Origin of the sequence: Paenibacillus sp. PK1-4R (genome assembly GCF_030369595.1) — a bacterium.
Classification (GTDB): domain Bacteria; phylum Bacillota; class Bacilli; order Paenibacillales; family Paenibacillaceae; genus Paenibacillus.
On the sequence record NZ_CP126535.1, the window covers coordinates 4,993,011 to 5,010,497 of the forward strand.

Consider the following 17,487-nt stretch of genomic DNA (forward strand, 5'->3'; position numbering starts at 1 on the left):
TTTTATTGCCCAAGAACATTTTTCGAATAATATTCATATGCTCCAGGGAGTTCAAATGAAGGTTGATCAGAGGCTACATCATGTGCACCAGGAGGATCTGAACCAAAATCACCACTATCTTTTTGATACGAACCAGGATTTTTATACGGGTAGCCTTGTTTCATTTTCTCGCTTTCAGTTAATTCATGTTTAGCTAACTCTTGAAACCACTTTTTTTGTTTTGGATCCAGCTCACCTTTTTGCGCTCTTTTCCATATAAACCCAACATCTAAATCAGGAGTAAAGTGCCCAACCCTATAACTTTGATTATCTAAAGGGATTTTATGTGTATCAAAAAACATGTGTTGTTTCATAGCCCTAATTTCCTCTATTGTCATACCAGTATTTTTTGCAACCTGTTCAATATCAGCCATACCAAAACTTCTAATATCATCATAATCCTTTGATGCAGCTTTATATTCTTTTTCTTGAAATTCATCCATAAATTTAGGTTTATAATCATCTACACGCTTGTATTCTTTCCAATCAACCTTTTTAAGCGTAGATATTGATTCAGGAACATTACCCGTCCCCTCAGTGCCTTCCGTATTTTCCTTCGGTTTGCTTGTATCCTGTTCTCCCTCTGGTTCTGGTGGCTTGGGTGGTTTAGTATCCGCTTCAGAATTACCCTCAACCTTATTTGGCAGAGATTTCTTCCATGAATTCACTTCATTTGGAGTAGCATTTTTTTCTGGATTCGTCTTAGTTTCGGTATCTTTTGGTTTCTGTTTTGGTGGCTTCTGATCACTACCCGCTTGGTTAGGTTTAGTTTCAGTTTCACCTTCTGTTTTGCCACCAGAACTTGCTTGTCCCGTTTTTTTCGACTTATTCCCGCTCCAATTGCTTCCTCCACCAGAAACGATCCTCATTTTCTGGCCGTCTGTCCATTTCTTCTTTGCAAATGTCGCTGCTGTTTTTAATCCGTTACCAACAACTTGCATGACCTTTCCTTCAATGTCTGGCGTCCTTACCCTTAGATTACCACCAATCATCGTTCCGTTCTCTATTAAATCGCGATGCATTTCATAATCGTAGATCATCTCTACGAATTTCTCATCGCTAATCGGATTGTAAATCAACTGTGTCAGATATTTCATCTGTTCCAATGTCAGGTCCTGACGCAACCAAAAATCGTAATCTTTTACTTCCTCGACGGTAATATTATGATATATGCCCGCCCTGTCTAATGCCCATGAAATTTCTTGGTAATAGGGCGAAAAGAAGGTTTGATGTTGAACATCGTCTTTCTCCACACTCTTGAAAAATTCCAGCGACTTCTGCAGGTCACGTTGGGCTTTTTCATGCGCCCACTTCTCACGGAAGTAACTCGGAATCTGCTCATAAGCAAGGCTAATCTCCTTGTTCTGTTGTTCCAACTTCTTAAAGAAATCAGTCACCGAAGTCGATGTAGTCAGCTCTTTGGCGGCCGTCAACATTTTTCCCAGCATCGTCCATTTCGCTTCGTTCTCCTGCTGTTGGAGCTCGGTAAATCCGTTCGTAAATCGGTTCAGCAAATTCAGAGCCGAAGGCTTGAAGGAGCCTATCTTCGGCACGCTCGCGATGAGACCCGTGGCAACGGCAGCAATACCTACGCCGATGGCTGTCTGGGCAGCAATACCCCCTAGAGCTCCCAGGATCGGAATCATAGCAGTGATGGCCAACGCAGCTCCAGCCAACGATCCATCTTTCGGGTTCGTCGTTGATGCCTGCGTCACTGCAGCAGCCTCTGCGGCAGCTGCGGCCTGAGCTGCTTCGTACTCCTCAATCGGCATCAGCGGTGGCTCCGGCTCCGGAGGCAGATCCGCCACATGAACAGGCGCTTTGTTGCTGCCCTCCTGTTGCAATAGACCTGCTCGTACGTTGGCCTCCCCGTCCAAAATGAAGCTACCACCCCCACCAATCAGCCAAATCGCTTCTGGTGCTGTGGCTTCGATCTGTCCGGCCGCAAGCAGGATATTGCTGCCTTGAATGGACAGATTGCCTGGACTATTCAATACGATCCCCTGATCATTCAAGGTAATCGTTAACCCGGATCCGGCTTGCAGTGTAACCTCCTCAGGCGACATCCCGATAGAGCTTCCGGCAGGATGCCCCCAGACTTTATGGTCTGTCCCTCCGTTAGTGGAACGTTTACCCTCAGAGATGGAATGACGAATGTACGCTCCGGATTCCAGACTACTTGGAAAATATAATTCCACCTGATCCCCGATCTCCGGCATCATGTATAATCCGCTATGCCCTTCCGCAGCATAAACTGGCGCGACCGGATAGGGGCAGGCGGAGCCTTGCGTCATCGGGCCCTCATCCATGGGTAATTTGATCTGAATGTGATCATGAATCACGCGGACCACCTCACCGTACAGCGATAACCCAATCAGGTCCGATAGGTTGCATCTAGGTACATGAATGTGGTCTTCGAGTACCATGCGGTATGTCGTCATGAGTAATCCGGATTCCAGTCGCGAATGGGCATACACCACTGTCAGCTCTCTGCCATCCGGAAGTTCGACCTTATCTCCCAACGCATAGGTCTCGACACTTTCCACCGTATATTGCAATACGCCTTGCGATCCCTTGGGACCCTGAATGATATATCGATCTTCCGTTCCGGAGCCGTGCCAGTCGATTCCAGCCAGTTCCTTACGAACCTGATAAGGTTGGTCTTCTGGCCATTTCCACAACTTGCCTGCGGGCAAACCGATATACAGTTTTGGTGATGCCGCTGTGATTTCGGGGACCAGCACTGTACCGAATCGCGAGGCAAGCCTGCGTAGGAACATCCAATCGGTCTCTTTATATTGTAATACAAGTCCGCTCAATGAGGTATTTCCGGTAACCTGATCCATGACATCCGAATAGCGGTAAGAATTCATAATGAATTGAATGAGTTCTTTGAACGTCCACCCTCTGTTTTGAAAGGCTCGTTCCTCAATTCGCATATCCATTTGATAGGAGTTGGACAAGGCTTCAAGTTCGAATCGATAGACCCCTCCCGACAAATGAACCGAGAGCGATGTCATTACGCCATGGAAGAGTCTCCTCACTGATCTACCATTTTCATCGACTTGTCTGAGTACGATAGATTCCCCTTCAGCCTGAACTTGAAGAATGCCCGGCCCATCCTCTTCCGGAATTATACCGCTGACGTAGAGTTTCGCATGCTCGTTCACTTGGCGGGTAATTTGCACGCCTTCTAACCACTGTGCACGATAAGGCCAATATAGACGTATTTGCTCATAGCCGATCTGGTCGAGTTTCTTCTCCGTAATTTCATTCATCGTCAAAAGTCCAATTGCTGTCCGTCATTCTCTATGACGATATCTCCGCCATACAGACACTTGTGCGTACAGTGACTGAGCAGTGCAGCTTTCCCTTCCACCTTGGTATCTCCCTTTCCATGAAGCCAAGGCATGGTCAGCACGGGAACACAAGGCGCTTTCTTAACCCCATAGATGTCAACCATCGTGCTTGCCGCTACTGCTGGATTAGCTGGATTGGAACAGTTACCGAATGATCCAATATGAATACCTGGAACATAATCCTCGACAGTCATCTTCGCCTTCCCCTTGATATATACGCCATGACTGAATGGTATCTTCAATCGTGTACGCTGCGTCCCGCAATTGCATTTAAGTATTGCTCCTGCAACGACATAGCTTTTAGAGGCTTCTCCAGCCGTATGAATCTGGGCATCATGATCTTGACTTTGCGCCATCATAACCTCTCCTTTCTAATTCGTTTGTTCCAAATCCAACGGAATGAATTGTACTCCTGCGACATCTCGCCGCAGAATGCTCTCCGACAACGCTAGATTGACAATGATCACGGTTTCGCGCAGCTCCATCAATTGGAACAGGGGTACCTCCGGGAAATCTCGCTTCAGTACGATCCGCTCCAGACTTCCATCCATGCGCCGACGAGTATGAGGAGATAATACGTTTGCCAGTGCAGGAGGGTGAATGGCCCAATACTTCTCTTGGGTCATTCGCTCCTTGTCCGTTAATACGGTAGCCCTTCGCTTGAGCTGAGGACAATACAAAATAAGTGTTTCAAGCAATTGATCTGAAACCAAGGGAACCGGCTGTTCCAAATAATCCGTATAATCCACATGGAATCCGCTTCGCACATAAAGGTTAATGGCTGTATGCTCACTGCCCGAATCATGAAAAGCCTGATTCCAGGTCCTGCGTTGCAGTTCACCAACAGGCTCAGTCTCTACGCGGTGTATCCATCTGGGATCGGCCATTAGACGAAAGTATCGGATAACCCTCGCCTCCTCTCGGCATCGTCAAAAATCGCACCCTCCACATCAGCACCCTCCCATAACGTATCTGTTAGATTGGCTCCACGGAATATGGCTCCACGAAGGTGTGCTCCTCGGAAGTCAGCACCTGAAAGGTTTGAATTCTCGAAGTTAAGCGCATCGTATTCTGGACCCTGAGCGAGTCCTTCCGGATGTCCTACCTCCCCTATGATCTCCCTGAAAACAGCTCTTTCCAGAGAACACCCGCTGAAATCTGCCCCATATAGAATGCTTCCGGTGAAATCGGTGTTCTCCAGACTACAATTGCGCCAACGTGTCCCTATCAAGATACAGCGTTGAAAATCGGTAGAATGCAGATCGATACGATCAAAACGGCTGTAACGAAAATCTAGATCGCTGCATTCCATTTCACTCATATCCAGTCCCTGAAAGTGCGCGTACATGACCTCCAGACCATCACTTTCTTCCAATGCTTCACCAATCTCCTCAATGCTCCTATTCCTTCGATCAAGACGAAATACGCACTCGCTGGCATCCAAGTATTCTCCCACACGTACTTCGAATATCTGTTCCAGATCCATAAGGGAGTTCCATTCGAAGTCCTCCAGCGCGCGACAGCTACGACGTATAAAATGCACAAGATACCGATTCACCAACGCCGCTTCCTGTAGCATGATTCGGTCCAGTTCTACCGCTGTAACGGTTCCTTGATAGTGAAGGAGTTCTTCTCCTAATCCATTGAGCATCCGTTCAAGACACTCATAGGCCCAGCGGGAAGAATAGAATGAACGGATGGGTGTTCGATCCAACAACCATGAATCATCGTATGCTTCCACCAGGACATTCATCGCCCCTCCAAGAAGTTCTGTTCGCAACATAGAATATTGAATGTAAGCGATCGGCCCTTTCGCCCCACGCTTTTGGGCGTCGCTGACTTCCTGAATCATCAACCTGAAATGACTTAGGAACTCGGCTGTCAATTCCGTATACCTTGTATGCAGCGTATGCTGCAAATCATCCATAAGTTTGGCCCGCGCAGGTTTTACCTGATGGGTATAAAAATGTAATATTGATTCCTTGCGATCCATTGGAAATTATCCCTCCTGCCCATACGTCACCCTATACTAGTTGGCTTTCACTTCTGATCCACTCATTTTTGCTTGTCCATCCAATTTGAATGTCCCTCCCCCGCCTTCCAGCAACAATTGTGAATCCGCAGATAACGTAATTTTCTTTCCGGCTTTGAGCGAGATATTGCCCCCAGCAGACATCCGAATCTGCTGGCTTCCGATGATCTGAATGCCCTCGTCCCCGCTGAGACGAATGAACACCTCGCCCTCTTTGCTGCTAATGGAGATGGAATCTGGGGTTAGTCTGATTTCTTTGCCATAAGGCGTACGGAAAATTTTATGATCCGGTTTGTTCAATTGGTTCGTTCCAGTTACCTTGTTATCCAGACGGGGTGCTCCTGTCGCATAGGCTTCTTCTTCGTTTTGCGTAGGAAAATATACGGCCACCGGATCACCCACTTCAGGCATGACATACCAACCTGTCTGCCCCTCTGCGATGTATGGCGACTGATACAACAGCCACAACGCTTCCTCTTCCTCCTGTTTTTCATCACAGTCCAGCTGAACTCTTACATGACCACCATGCACTGAAAGGATGCGACCAAGTAATGAGCTTCCGGCAATTATCGAATTGTAATATGTCTTTTGTCTTAGTCCTCTATGAAGGCTAAGTACATATTGGTGCTTCACTATTCCTCCCACAAGCTCGGTATATGCCTCAGTCACATATAGGCTTCTGCCTCGGAAGGTAATATGATGTCCAAGCTCCATCACCTGATCTGTCTCGATTTCGTATATAATGAAATCTGATTCGTTGACCTTTAACGTATCGTTTTCGGTGAAGTACATGAATGGTGCCATGTTTTTGCGGATTGTATAACGTGTATTGTCCAGATCGATTGAGTTTCCGTGCTCAAAGACGCCAAAATAAAATTTGGGGCTGTCAAACTGAGCGGCCGGCATCAAGCTGGTGTGAAAACGAGAAGCAAGTCTCCTGAGAAATGCCCAATCCGTTTCTTGATATTGCACGGCAACCTTCCCGATCTTGGCCCCACCTGTTCCCTCATCAATCACGTCCAGCCCCGGATAATCCTGATCCAGTTCCTTTAACAAATCGGGTAACTTCATTTTGACATTTTGAAATGTACGCGTTCGTTTTGTAATGTCCATCCGGTATGTATGTGAAATGGCCTCCACGTGGAGCGTATATACGCCTCTGACAACCTGCACTTCAACCGATAGTGGAATGCCTTTGAACAGAGGCTTCTTATTACCATCCTCATCTTTTTGCCACACTTCAATTGGGGTATTTTGATCCGTAACATCGACATAGCGATCCTTCCATTCCTCAGACACCATGCCCTTAAACACGAGCCGAGTGTGCTCATTCATTTTTTTCCGGATCATCAGTTCTTGCAAATGCACCAGTTCATATGGTTCAATAATCAGATTCTCATAAGTCAGACTCATGTTGCCCATCTCCTTTCAACTTCAATGGATCGCAAGTGAATTTAGAATCGTCTCGCCAGGCTCCAGCCAATCGCGCTTTTCTTCATCCGTGCAATTAAATCCGTAAACAAGAACTGACTGGTCTAAAATCGAAAAACCGATATGGTTATAAATCTGATTATTCAACCCCTGAACGGAAAACTGACAGTAGCCCGTGAACTGTCCCGTTTCAGTAATTCGAACGCCCTGTTTCTCCCATTGTCTGACAGGCTGCGTTCCCCGAATGACATTGGCCATCATTTCGGTAAAGGAAGTCAGCTCCTCTTCCGAAATTCGATGCTCCAGCCTGTTGAACGTAAAATTAACTGTCCCTGAATCATTGGTATATATCCATTCCGGCCGATGAGACGAAGGATACTTCATGCTTGCTTCCTTCTCTGAAATTAAACGCAATGAACGTGGAAGGGATATGGCTACCCTACTATCGTACAGCTCAGTTCGTTTTAGAAATACGCTTTCCTTTCCAATACGGAGCCTCGCTGGCAGCTCTGCTGAATCAACAGCCTGGGATTTATGTGCTGATTTAACCGCCTCTTCTACTTCACTGTTCTGACCATTCTCTTCATTTTCACGATGGTTATATAATATGGGAATTACTTTGCGATCGAGATATTCCATATCAAGAACAACTTCCTTTCCTTGTGCTGAATCAATCCACAATCATACGATGTGGTCCGCCCACCGGCATACCCGAACGTCCCGTTCCCCGACCTGCATTCGCCAGTATGCGATCCAGATATCGATGAATCTGCGCATTATCATATTCTCTGTACTCCAGCCCCAATCGACTGGCAATGTGATGCAAGATGACGCTACGCCCAACCGTTCCTTCATTGAGACACATCATGGCGAAGACCAGATCCTGGGGATCAGAGGTCCCCGTTCGAAGCAACCTCTCGGCATAATCCTTCATGACAACCGGAGATAAGGTGCTTGCTCCCTCAGCTGCATAAGGGACATGAATGACATGCAGCGTGTTGAACTCCGTTGCCAAGTCGGCAAAGTTCTGATAGTCCCGCCGCAGCCGGGCCCCTTCCTTCAGCTTGAATCGAGCCAGCTCCAACTCACTCGATGTACACGTTGTCTCTTCATCCATGAGAAGTTCCGAGTGGCTTATCGTCATGTCACTCACGGTCTCCTCCGCGGTAAACCGAAGCTTCAGCACATTGACCCGTCCCGTAGCTTGGTATGCCAGTTCCATAGGCTCTGTCAGCATATAAAGCCTTCCTTTATGCAGCACCATCCCAGGAGCAATAACCAGCTTGTCCGGGAACACTTCTACCTCTGCACCTGCAAGAATGCCATCTGCATAACCGCGATAGTACAGTTCGATATAATCTCTGGGAAAATCGCGTAGTCCCTCCAACATGGATGTTTTCAGAATTCTTCCCTTGTTAAAATGCGGATACGAATATGTGAACATGAGCGTTGTTCCCCCTTTCTGCTCGTGATCCTCACTTCATTCCGTCAAAGAAGTCCAGTTCCGACAAGTCTGTTTCAAACGGAAGCAGCTTCTGCGACCCCAGATACAGCCGTTCATTTCTGCGAGCTACAGGCAACACATGGAAGCCCCAATGACGATCATCCGGAAAGACAAAAAACTTCGTCTCTCCATTCACGATGGAATCCGTATCATCCTGCGGAATTTTATCTCCATATCGATCTCGAATGTCTTCATAAAGTACCTCTTTATAGAAGTCCGGGCGGTTGGCATATACGAACTTCTGTCTCAGCTGGCCATCACTTCCGCTAAGGTATAACTCCACTTCTGCCGTCTCGAATGGACGGGAAATACTACCCGGAATGCCATCACTTCGATCCAGACTGCTGATCAGCATTTTTTCACGTCCATTATGCGTGTAGGCACTTACGGTATACGGAATTACAGCGGCATCATGCGTGATGTCGGCTTGAACGCTTCCTGTTTTGCGGGCACTCAGATAACGAATCGCCCCTCGAAGGCAGGCAAGTTTAAGATCAGGCACACGCCCTTCTGCAGGTTTTTGCCGAAACTCAATGCTTCTGCCTGGAACAAACTCTTTCAATGCTTCCCTAAATACATCAATGCGGCAGGACTGACCTGTCAACTTGATAATCGAGTACTGGTTCATCCGCCCTTGACGATAAAAATCATCCAAAAACTTGCGAACTACTTCATAGATATCGGCCTTAATCAGCTGGGTAATTTCCTTGATATTGAACACCACATCAGGGAACTCATATTCATCCTTCAACTCCCCATTCCGTTCTACCGAGAGGAACCAACGCTCCATGGTGGTGATCTGCAGATCACTGTCCCCGTCGCCCTCCATCTCCGAGTGGAATCGGTTACGCAAGATGCCGGTTTTGCGGAAAAATTGCTGCTTCATCTCTTCTGCGATTTCCCATAGAAAGTAGAAGTTGCCTCTTACCCGCAAATACTCGTCCCGTGAACGATTCTCTCGACGTGCAAACGCAGTAGGGATGATATGTTCTGCCTCCTCATAGCGTTGCTCCAGCTTCTGATAAACGGACTTCACACCCTCTTCGTCCACCTGACGGAACACATCCGCACCAGGTGCCTCGATTAGACTATCAATATCCGTCACCTGACGGCGTCCGCTGTAGTATTCGGCGAACACGATTTTCATGAATTGCATAATACGATAGGTAATGTTGTGACCTCCGAAGTTCGTATCCCCATTTTCGTAGGTCGTATGGATATCGAGCTTGTACGCCATATGTCCATCCTCGATCGTAAAGGCACAGGAAGACAAATCGGTCGTTCCACCTCCACAATCAATCACGAGCGCATGGTACGTCTGCCCTTCCATGAAAGCACCACGTTCCATGCCGTCAGCAAGGGTGTTATAGAGCACAGCCATTCCCTCATCCAGCGCATACGTCTGCTCAATCCGATAATCCGGAAGCATCTCTCCGAACATCTGCAAAAACTGTGTTTTCATCTTCACGGGACTCGTAAAATGCACATGGCGAAACTTGCACTTGAACTGATGCTCTGCTGTTCGGATAATGTAATTCATGTACGCACGCAGCAGATCCATACGAGAAACCATAGCCGCATTGCCATGAACATCGACGATTTCTTCCATTTTGTTATAATTGTTCACCCAGCGCTTCATGCTGCGGAAGACACTCGCCCGGCTGCTGTATCCTCCCCGACGCATGCTTCGCAGCGCTTCATAGCCGAACTCGTAACGAATGTTCGCTGGATCCGAACACTCCGCCACCCCAATGGCCGTAGGCAGGACCTCGATCCAGTCCGTATCTTTGTATGTAGGATCGGGAAAAGCAACATAGTTAATGGCATCCATACGGACTCGTCCATTCAGCAAATCCTGGCTGCTCGGCGCCTGAATATAACCGTTATGCAAATAGGCGCCTGCCGTCGTATTGGAGGTGCCAAAATCAATCGCAAGCACCGCTTCTGTCGGTTCAAGCTCCCGGATGTCCAGATCTGCCAGTGGGATTTGGGTATATTGAATATGAACGGGTGGAAGCGGTCTGCTGGAATAATAGGTCTGATATAGGTACTCCGAGTCGCGTTTACGGAAAAAGAGGAGACTGTACTGTCTGTTGCCCGATCTCTTCCAGGTCGCCCCACTTCCTGCGGTCAAGTAAAAAGTTCCCGATACGGAGTCGTCCTTAACCAGGTTGAAGATGCCACACAGCTCCATGCTCTCATTGACTAAAAGTACGTTGGATTCGGTTAGTCCACCCGGTGCCGTAACCACATATCGATCCAGCTTGTCCACGTTCAATCCTTCGTACAGAATCAGTCGTGCAGGCACACTAATGCCTCCATCACTGCTCATGGGCGCCGTCATATGACGAGAAATAGCCTTTTGTATCCGCTCGAATCCGCCTTCAACAGACTGATTGATCCACAATATATCGTCCGCTCCCAGAAATTTTAAAATAATCCGAATCAGTTCTTCCCGCTCCGTCCGAGGGCTCAATCCCTCGATTAACCGTTCCTTGTAGCAAATGTTCCGTAATTGGAACGTGGTCATGTCCATCAATTCTTCACGCGTATAACGCATGGTTCCTCTGGAACGTTCCCTGTTCGTGGCATCAGGATACAATCGGTATGAATAGCCGTTCATCTATACTTCCTCCTTACAACTGCTGGTGCTGCTTAATATAGGGCAATCCCGTCCTGTATCATCGTATAGTCCACATCCAGAATGCCAAAATGATGCCCCCAGTATATTTCCGTGTCGAACCGAACCGGCAGAAAGAGTTCAAGAATCAGTTCCAGCTTCTCCTTCGCTTCCGTACGTTCTACCTGACCAATATACAAAAGCAATTCATCCTTTTCCTCACAATTGGCATATAGGGTTGAACGCGGGAACATTCGAACAAGGGTATCCCTCAGCAGATGAACCGCCTCACCCGTATCATACAAACGGAGCATATTGCAGGCGATCACTTCCTGCTCCTCCTGTCCGAACAGCTCCATTCGCCGCCGAACCCGATCCCCGTATACACCCGAATGCATATCCTTCAGAATGAAGCGAATATAATACTCCCTCTTGTTCATCCCCTGCATCAAATCCATATCCGCCAGAAAATGAATAACCAGATCAAAGAGTGCTTCCCGCAACTCCACCTGCTCTTCATTATTGATGTCGAAGAGGTCCCGGAAAATATCAAAGAAGCGATAATACGGATTGACTTCAACCGTGCCTTCCACGCCTGAAGCATTCAGGTTTGTCTGGCTAAGTTCCATATAAGGCGAATATACACGTGCTGGCACAAAGGTTACGTCGCGCAGATCGGTTCCATCACGTTTAGCTCGAATAATCAGATCCCAGATGTAATTCATGCTGTACTCACACCCATTCCCCTTCGCAGCAGTATTCGGGGAAAGCCAGCTGGATTTCGGATACCAGAAAGCTCAGCAGATCATCCAGAAAAATAGCCTGTTCGGGCTGCTTCCCGTGTCTGCTGAACCTTAAAATCATTCGATGTTTATCTGTCTCAACACGGACATGGTCGCTAACAAATGCATTAAGTGGATACGTAATGCCCAAAGCGGGTCCTGGCGCCACGACTTGTACATCTTCCAGTTCCAATCCCTCTGCTGCCTGAAAAGCGTGAACCATGCGGGCAATCTCCCCTTTGGACCGCACAGAACGTCCTTCCTGACGTGCATATTTGCCGGCAAACCCTTCCCGTTTGTTATTGGAAAACAGTGGATAGTCCATTCTGCCAATTCGAGTTGCGACAGGACCGGCTATTTTCAGCACCGTCCATGAATCGGATTTTTCCAGTGGTGATACGATGGTGATATCTTCTTCCGATCTTTTGATATACCGAATATGCGATTCGTCTCCATCCACCAGATATCCGTGTTCCGTTCCGGTTTTGCGGAGTGGCAACACATGTTCATAATTGATTCGGTCCGAAGCCGGAACAGGGAATCCACCCGTTTTCATATCCAACTTCTGGATGTTCCACAGCGGAATCATATTGGTTCTTTTATAAGACTCGAACTCCTCCAGATGGATGGAAAGTTCCTTGACAGTATGTTGTTTGTCCCATGCCTCTCCGTCATCCGAACCCACTAGAACACAATCAACGAATTTGAAAATATAAGGTGCATTAATCGATTTCCATGGCAGGCTGTTCTTACGAAAGACCCGGTACAATTCTTCAACTTTGGAGATATACGCAGTACTTGATTTCAACCGAACCGTTATGGCATGTCTGCCTTCATTGGTTACAATCTCCCCGCGAAATGTCCGATTACTGTTCAGCAGAGATTGGAGTTCCTGTTGCCCACATTCCATGTAGAATGTGAACAATTTCATGTCTTCCTGACGCGCCAGTGCCTCTGAGGCCTCGCTCAAATAGACGGTCTGTGGTTCAGCATCCTCAGGAATGATCGGGTACAGAAATTCATGAATGGGGTCCAGATCTTCCCGCGCGCATAATGTGACATATACATCATGACGTTCCTCCTGCGGCAACACCTCATCAAAAACTCGTTGCTCAATCTGTTTGTTCAGCGTCTCCTGATACTCCACAAGATTAAGAAAAACGCCTGTCATGAGATCTTTGAGCATGCGGCGTTGTTCCAGATCCTCCATCTTGTTAAGACGGTCACGAATCATGTCTTTCATCATGAATCTCCTCCTTCCGATGATTCCTGTTCGTTCACGTCAGCCTCCGTAGTGTCGGTGCTTCCGTCAGCCTTGGAGGCAGAATTACTGCTAGCATTACTTGTCGTTTTTCCAGAAGAAGCACCTGAGCCAGAAGCATCCGCATTGCCATTTCCAGCCGAGGTGACATCACCAGTGGAAGAACCGTTCCCCACTGTATTGCCTGCGCCCATACTTCCGGTACTGCCGGTCATATCCGAGGTCATTCCCGATGTGTTTGCTGTATCTAATCCTGCCGTATCCTGCGTAAGATCAGCCGCCGGTACAGGTGGGTTCAATTTCTCATCCAGCTTGTTTATTTTCCGCTCCATGGCCAGCACGCGTTCCAACATATCGATCTCCTGATAAATTTCTTGTGCCGAAGCATAAGCATCCATGGCTCCACTATAGTCTCCAGCTTCATTGAAGCGGTCACCCTTCTGTTCCAGCGTATCTGCTTGAAGCTGCCGGGATTGCCGTTTGATATCTGCACGTTTGGTCTCGGCCGTCTCCAGTTGCGTAGCAATTTCCTTCAGCGCATCCTTGTAAGCTGTCTCCGTCGCGGCTGTTCTGGCCCTTTTATACAAAATGATCGCTCCGCTGTAATCTCCATTCTGGAGTTTCAGATCGCCCTCGGTGATCCAGTCTTGCACTTGCTGGAAGGTGGTCATCTGCTCCAGACGCTCCTGAATAACTTCCCGGTTGAACATGCTATAGGATTCAGACAACTCCAATGCTTTGGTGTAACTCGCGGTTGCTTTGGTAATGTCGCCTTCTTTCAGGTGAGCTTCCCCATCAACCAGCGTCTGGGCAGCAGCCATCTTCGCAGTCAACAGCTTTTTATGTATCGGGTCCTTGATTTTGATGGAATTATTGCGCGCCAGGCTGTAGTCCGAGACTGCCTTGGCATACTCTTGTTCCTTGACGTACTGGTCTGCGGTCTGTTCATATTGCAGCATATCTACGGCCAATTCAGCTTTTTTGGCTGCACTTTTCACCGCGTAGAATATGCCGGCTCCACCAAAAATCAGGAGCATAACCAGCATGATGGCAATCCGCTTAATCCATTTCTTACGGTTCTTGGGCTCTTCATGAAAAATCTTGTTCACATATATGGCTGCCGCACTATAATTCTCGATACGGGTACGCTGCTTGCTAAGCATTACTTCTTCAAGCGTATCCGCCAGTGTCTGCGGGTCATTGGCACCTTCAACCGCATCAATCATCTCGGCATCCTGAACACCTTCCCATAATCCAGGGGTGCAGAGCACAAGCACATCGCCATCGGCCAGCTTAATCTTATCCGATACATACGGTCTGATCATGCCAGGTTTGCCCGCGTATTCGTTCAGATTGCCGCGTTCATCATGCTGATCCACACGATCTTCTGCAATCTGGCCTTCGGCTGCCAACTGGGCAGCAACGCTATGATCCTTGCTTTTTAGTGCAAGCCGATTTCCACGAAAATGATACAAACGGCTGTGTCCGGCAGATGCCCACACCATACGTGTATAATCTGTCACAACAATGACGAATCCCGCTTTGAGCCTGACTCGGCGGCTTTCATACTGAAGCCACTCATGTGCAATCTTGATATACTCTGTTAGTCTCCGTTTGGACATGGTTGGCTTTTCCAAAAAAGATTCCAGAATGGTCTGCACTGTGATCTGTGCGCTATTCACTTCCGTATCCGTATCCAAACCATCTGCAATGACATAACAGGCCCAATCTTCCAGCTCAACGCAGCCGTAGAAATCCCGATTTTTCAGGAAAGATCCCGCTTCCGAGACAAAAGCCGTCTTGAATTCACTGTTCTCCTTCCTCATCCGTCTCCCCATTTCCCTTCCCTGTGCGTTGCCTGATCCGTTACCATCCTTGCTCCAAAATGATAATCGTGGCATTATCCTGATGCACGAGCTGTTTTTCTTCAATCAAATCAATGATGGTCTGGGCTGCATCAAATGGCGACATGTCTTTCGCCAGTATAGTCTCCAGTTCCATCTCAGTAAGGGAGTTGTATACCCCGTCACTGCATAACACAATCTTGTCCGCCGGTTGCAGTGCAAACGGCTCGTCCGCGATTTCCATTTGTTTAAAATGGTCGTACCCCAAATAGTTGACCAGCCTTTTGCGCTGCGGATTATCCAACGCCTCCTGCTCCGATATTTCTCCAGACATATACTGTTCTTCGAGTTGAGTTTCCAGCGTATGTTTATGATTGATAGCAAGTAGCTCACCTTTGCGAAATACGGCCAAAATACTGTCTCCTACCGCGCCCCAATATAGCTCTCTGCCCTTGATCATGGCTGATACCAACGTTGTTCCGCCCGGAACGCCAAGCAAGTTACGAAGAATCGCCTGGTTTGCCGCATGGGAAGAAGCATCCCAAAACTCCTCTGGATCAGGAAACCGCTCCAACTCTTCAAACTCACGGATAAATGTTTCTACGGCAGTGGTACTGGCTACTTTCCCTCCAGATAATCCGCTAATTCCATCGGCAAGTACCGCAAGTACACCATAAGGCTCCACGGCGCAGGCAAAATAATCATCCTGCTCACTGCGAGCACCAATGGTCTGTCCATTCCCGATCTGAACACCCACTGGCCTATCGTCACGTTGCCTTACCGGAATCCGGCTTCGGACGAATAACAACAACCAGATCGACAAACAGCCTGCTGCCAGAACCCAATAAGGCGTTAGCTCCTTGTCGTTCCACAAGATCATGAAGGTATTCACTGTTGCTCCCATTCAAAATGCACACCACATAATGGGATGAAAATGAATTTGCTGCGTCCTAATTGAATGACGTCGTAGGCAGCCAGTTCCACCGGAGAATAGACCGCTTCATTGTTGTGATAGGCAAGGCCGGAAGCATCGCCGGGCAGCAGATAGAAATTCCGTTTTTTTGGATCATATACAATCACCGCATGATTACGCCTTGAAATCGTGTTATCCCCTAGGATTCGAACATGCATCTCTTCCGAACGTCCAATAAAGTTCTTTTCAGCCATAATTCGATAATCCTGGCCCATCTGCGGACCTTCGATACACACCATCCATCCCGTTACCGGTTCAATTCCTGTCGTTTCCCCCAGGTATGGCATCGTTCTGTCATCCTCTGCCGTGCGAGGCGCGCGTGGGATTGCTCCCGCTGCTTCACTATTGCCGGAAGCCGGTGACTCGACGGCCAGATTGCAATATGGACACGTGTTTCCGTGCCGTCTCGTGCTGAACATATGTCCGTTTCCACATCTTGTCAGACTCATTTCTTTTCATTCCCCCGTAGCTTGTATAATGGTACGCCAACGTTATTTCACCAAAATTCGGGTATTGGCAATATAAATTAAGTCCCCTGCCTCAATCAGGCTGGGTTCTTCGATTTCCAATTTGGATGATCTGCTTTGATTTCCCTTACGTACACCTACGCCGCTGGCCGAGTCAATATCCTCGATAAACCATTGGCCCGAGGCTTTGTTCAGCACAGCATGTTGCGGACTGATGAGGGAAGCATATGGAGTATCGGACAGATCAATGTCCGCCTCACTGTTCTTCGAACTTTTTCCGATCAATACACTCGTCTCACCCTGAATGTACCATTCCTTCACACTTGTACCGTCGTCGTCCAACAGCACGAGTTTCACAACACGTGAAGACAGCTTCTTCTTTTCCCCCTTGGTGGCAGGTATGTATTTAAAAAATAGGTATGCTCCCCCGGAGAGGACTACAATAATTCCAGTTATCCACTGGGCACCCATGTCCCGGTTAATGATGAATATGTAATACAGCACGGCTAACGAAATCATGGCGACGCATGCATCAAGCCCTATCGTCATTACCGACCTTCCTCGTCTCACTTCCATAACCTCCGCCTGAACCGGCACGATCCATTACAGGTCACCGGCTTACTTTTTTCGAACTCCGAAATATCGGTCAAACATGGCGGACATATCCATTCCTTTATTGGGATCGGCTTTGCCACTGTTTGAGCTTTCCTTGCCTTTGGGGCTATAGCCAAAAAATTGTTCAAACTGTTCCTGCATTCGTGATGGATCAGACCATACCTTCTCGGTATTCATAGGTCCATTTTTTGTATGTCCACTCTTTTCTCGAGCAGTATTGGATGTTGTTCCTTTTGCCCCTTCTGGATTCCCCGTAGATCGAGGTTGTTGATTGTATGTTGCCCTTAACTCGGGATTTCCGAGTGTACTGTAGGCCTCATGTACTTGCTTGAAACGCGCCTCTGCCTGCGGATCTCCCCCATTAACATCCGGGTGAAATTTCTTCGCCAATTGACGATAAGCCTTCTTGATCTGCTCCGGAGAAGCTTCACGTTCTACACCAAGTACGGCATAATAATCTTTCACGGTATTCGTTCCTGCCTCCCTGCCGTATTCGGGCGTAAATAAAGATTAAGGGGCACTAGGGCCCCTTAACATGACAGCGTTATTCTGGGCCAGTC

At 47.8% G+C, this 17,487-nt stretch carries 15 protein-coding genes; all 15 read right to left on the bottom strand.

What is annotated here, in order from left to right; translation table 11 throughout:
* Nucleotides 1-2: 2 nt before the first annotated feature.
* Genes QNO02_RS21675 through QNO02_RS21745 form a run of 15 tightly spaced genes read right to left on the bottom strand, consistent with a single transcriptional unit; the run spans nucleotide 3 to nucleotide 17,392 of the window.
* Nucleotides 3-3,317, bottom strand: coding sequence for a hypothetical protein (locus tag QNO02_RS21675; protein ID WP_289389933.1), 3,315 nt, complete (start codon nucleotides 3,315-3,317; stop codon nucleotides 3-5).
* Between the two features lie 2 nt (nucleotides 3,318-3,319).
* Nucleotides 3,320-3,754, bottom strand: a complete 435-nt coding sequence (locus tag QNO02_RS21680) for a DUF4280 domain-containing protein (RefSeq protein ID WP_133385606.1) — start codon at nucleotides 3,752-3,754, stop codon at nucleotides 3,320-3,322.
* Nucleotides 3,755-3,769: 15 nt separating this feature from the next.
* Nucleotides 3,770-4,285 (bottom strand): hypothetical protein, encoded by a 516-nt coding sequence (locus tag QNO02_RS21685; RefSeq protein ID WP_289389934.1) that lies wholly within the window; start codon nucleotides 4,283-4,285, stop codon nucleotides 3,770-3,772.
* Entirely contained in the window at nucleotides 4,285-5,391 is a 1,107-nt protein-coding gene (locus QNO02_RS21690; protein WP_289389935.1) for a pentapeptide repeat-containing protein, read from the bottom strand. The genes QNO02_RS21685 and QNO02_RS21690 overlap by 1 nt, the downstream gene beginning before the upstream one ends.
* 36 nt (nucleotides 5,392-5,427) lie before the next feature.
* Complete coding sequence (locus QNO02_RS21695) at nucleotides 5,428-6,843, bottom strand: phage baseplate assembly protein V (protein WP_289389936.1); 1,416 nt, start codon at nucleotides 6,841-6,843, stop codon at nucleotides 5,428-5,430.
* 21 nt (nucleotides 6,844-6,864) lie between these two features.
* Entirely contained in the window at nucleotides 6,865-7,500 is a 636-nt protein-coding gene (locus QNO02_RS21700) for a hypothetical protein (protein ID WP_289389937.1), read from the bottom strand.
* 31 nt (nucleotides 7,501-7,531) lie between these two features.
* Nucleotides 7,532-8,305: a DNA and RNA helicase gene (locus QNO02_RS21705; protein WP_289389938.1), complete on the bottom strand. Its 774-nt coding sequence runs from the start codon at nucleotides 8,303-8,305 to the stop codon at nucleotides 7,532-7,534.
* Between the two features lie 31 nt (nucleotides 8,306-8,336).
* Nucleotides 8,337-10,988, bottom strand: a complete 2,652-nt coding sequence (locus QNO02_RS21710) for a molecular chaperone (protein ID WP_289389939.1) — start codon at nucleotides 10,986-10,988, stop codon at nucleotides 8,337-8,339.
* Between the two features lie 32 nt (nucleotides 10,989-11,020).
* Nucleotides 11,021-11,710: an iron-dependent peroxidase gene (locus tag QNO02_RS21715; RefSeq protein ID WP_289389940.1), complete on the bottom strand. Its 690-nt coding sequence runs from the start codon at nucleotides 11,708-11,710 to the stop codon at nucleotides 11,021-11,023.
* Nucleotides 11,711-11,717: 7 nt separating this feature from the next.
* Nucleotides 11,718-13,010: a normocyte-binding protein gene (locus tag QNO02_RS21720; RefSeq protein ID WP_289392846.1), complete on the bottom strand. Its 1,293-nt coding sequence runs from the start codon at nucleotides 13,008-13,010 to the stop codon at nucleotides 11,718-11,720.
* Nucleotides 13,010-14,854, bottom strand: coding sequence for a SpoIIE family protein phosphatase (locus tag QNO02_RS21725; RefSeq protein WP_289389941.1), 1,845 nt, complete (start codon nucleotides 14,852-14,854; stop codon nucleotides 13,010-13,012). The genes QNO02_RS21720 and QNO02_RS21725 overlap by 1 nt, the downstream gene beginning before the upstream one ends.
* A gap of 40 nt (nucleotides 14,855-14,894) precedes the next feature.
* Nucleotides 14,895-15,776: a PP2C family protein-serine/threonine phosphatase gene (locus QNO02_RS21730; protein WP_228469530.1), complete on the bottom strand. Its 882-nt coding sequence runs from the start codon at nucleotides 15,774-15,776 to the stop codon at nucleotides 14,895-14,897.
* Nucleotides 15,761-16,294, bottom strand: coding sequence for an FHA domain-containing protein (locus tag QNO02_RS21735; protein WP_133385623.1), 534 nt, complete (start codon nucleotides 16,292-16,294; stop codon nucleotides 15,761-15,763). The genes QNO02_RS21730 and QNO02_RS21735 overlap by 16 nt, the downstream gene beginning before the upstream one ends.
* A 42-nt stretch (nucleotides 16,295-16,336) precedes the next feature.
* Nucleotides 16,337-16,888 (bottom strand): FHA domain-containing protein, encoded by a 552-nt coding sequence (locus QNO02_RS21740; protein WP_289389942.1) that lies wholly within the window; start codon nucleotides 16,886-16,888, stop codon nucleotides 16,337-16,339.
* Nucleotides 16,889-16,930: 42 nt separating this feature from the next.
* Entirely contained in the window at nucleotides 16,931-17,392 is a 462-nt protein-coding gene (locus QNO02_RS21745) for a J domain-containing protein (RefSeq protein ID WP_289389943.1), read from the bottom strand.
* Nucleotides 17,393-17,487 lie beyond the last annotated feature (95 nt).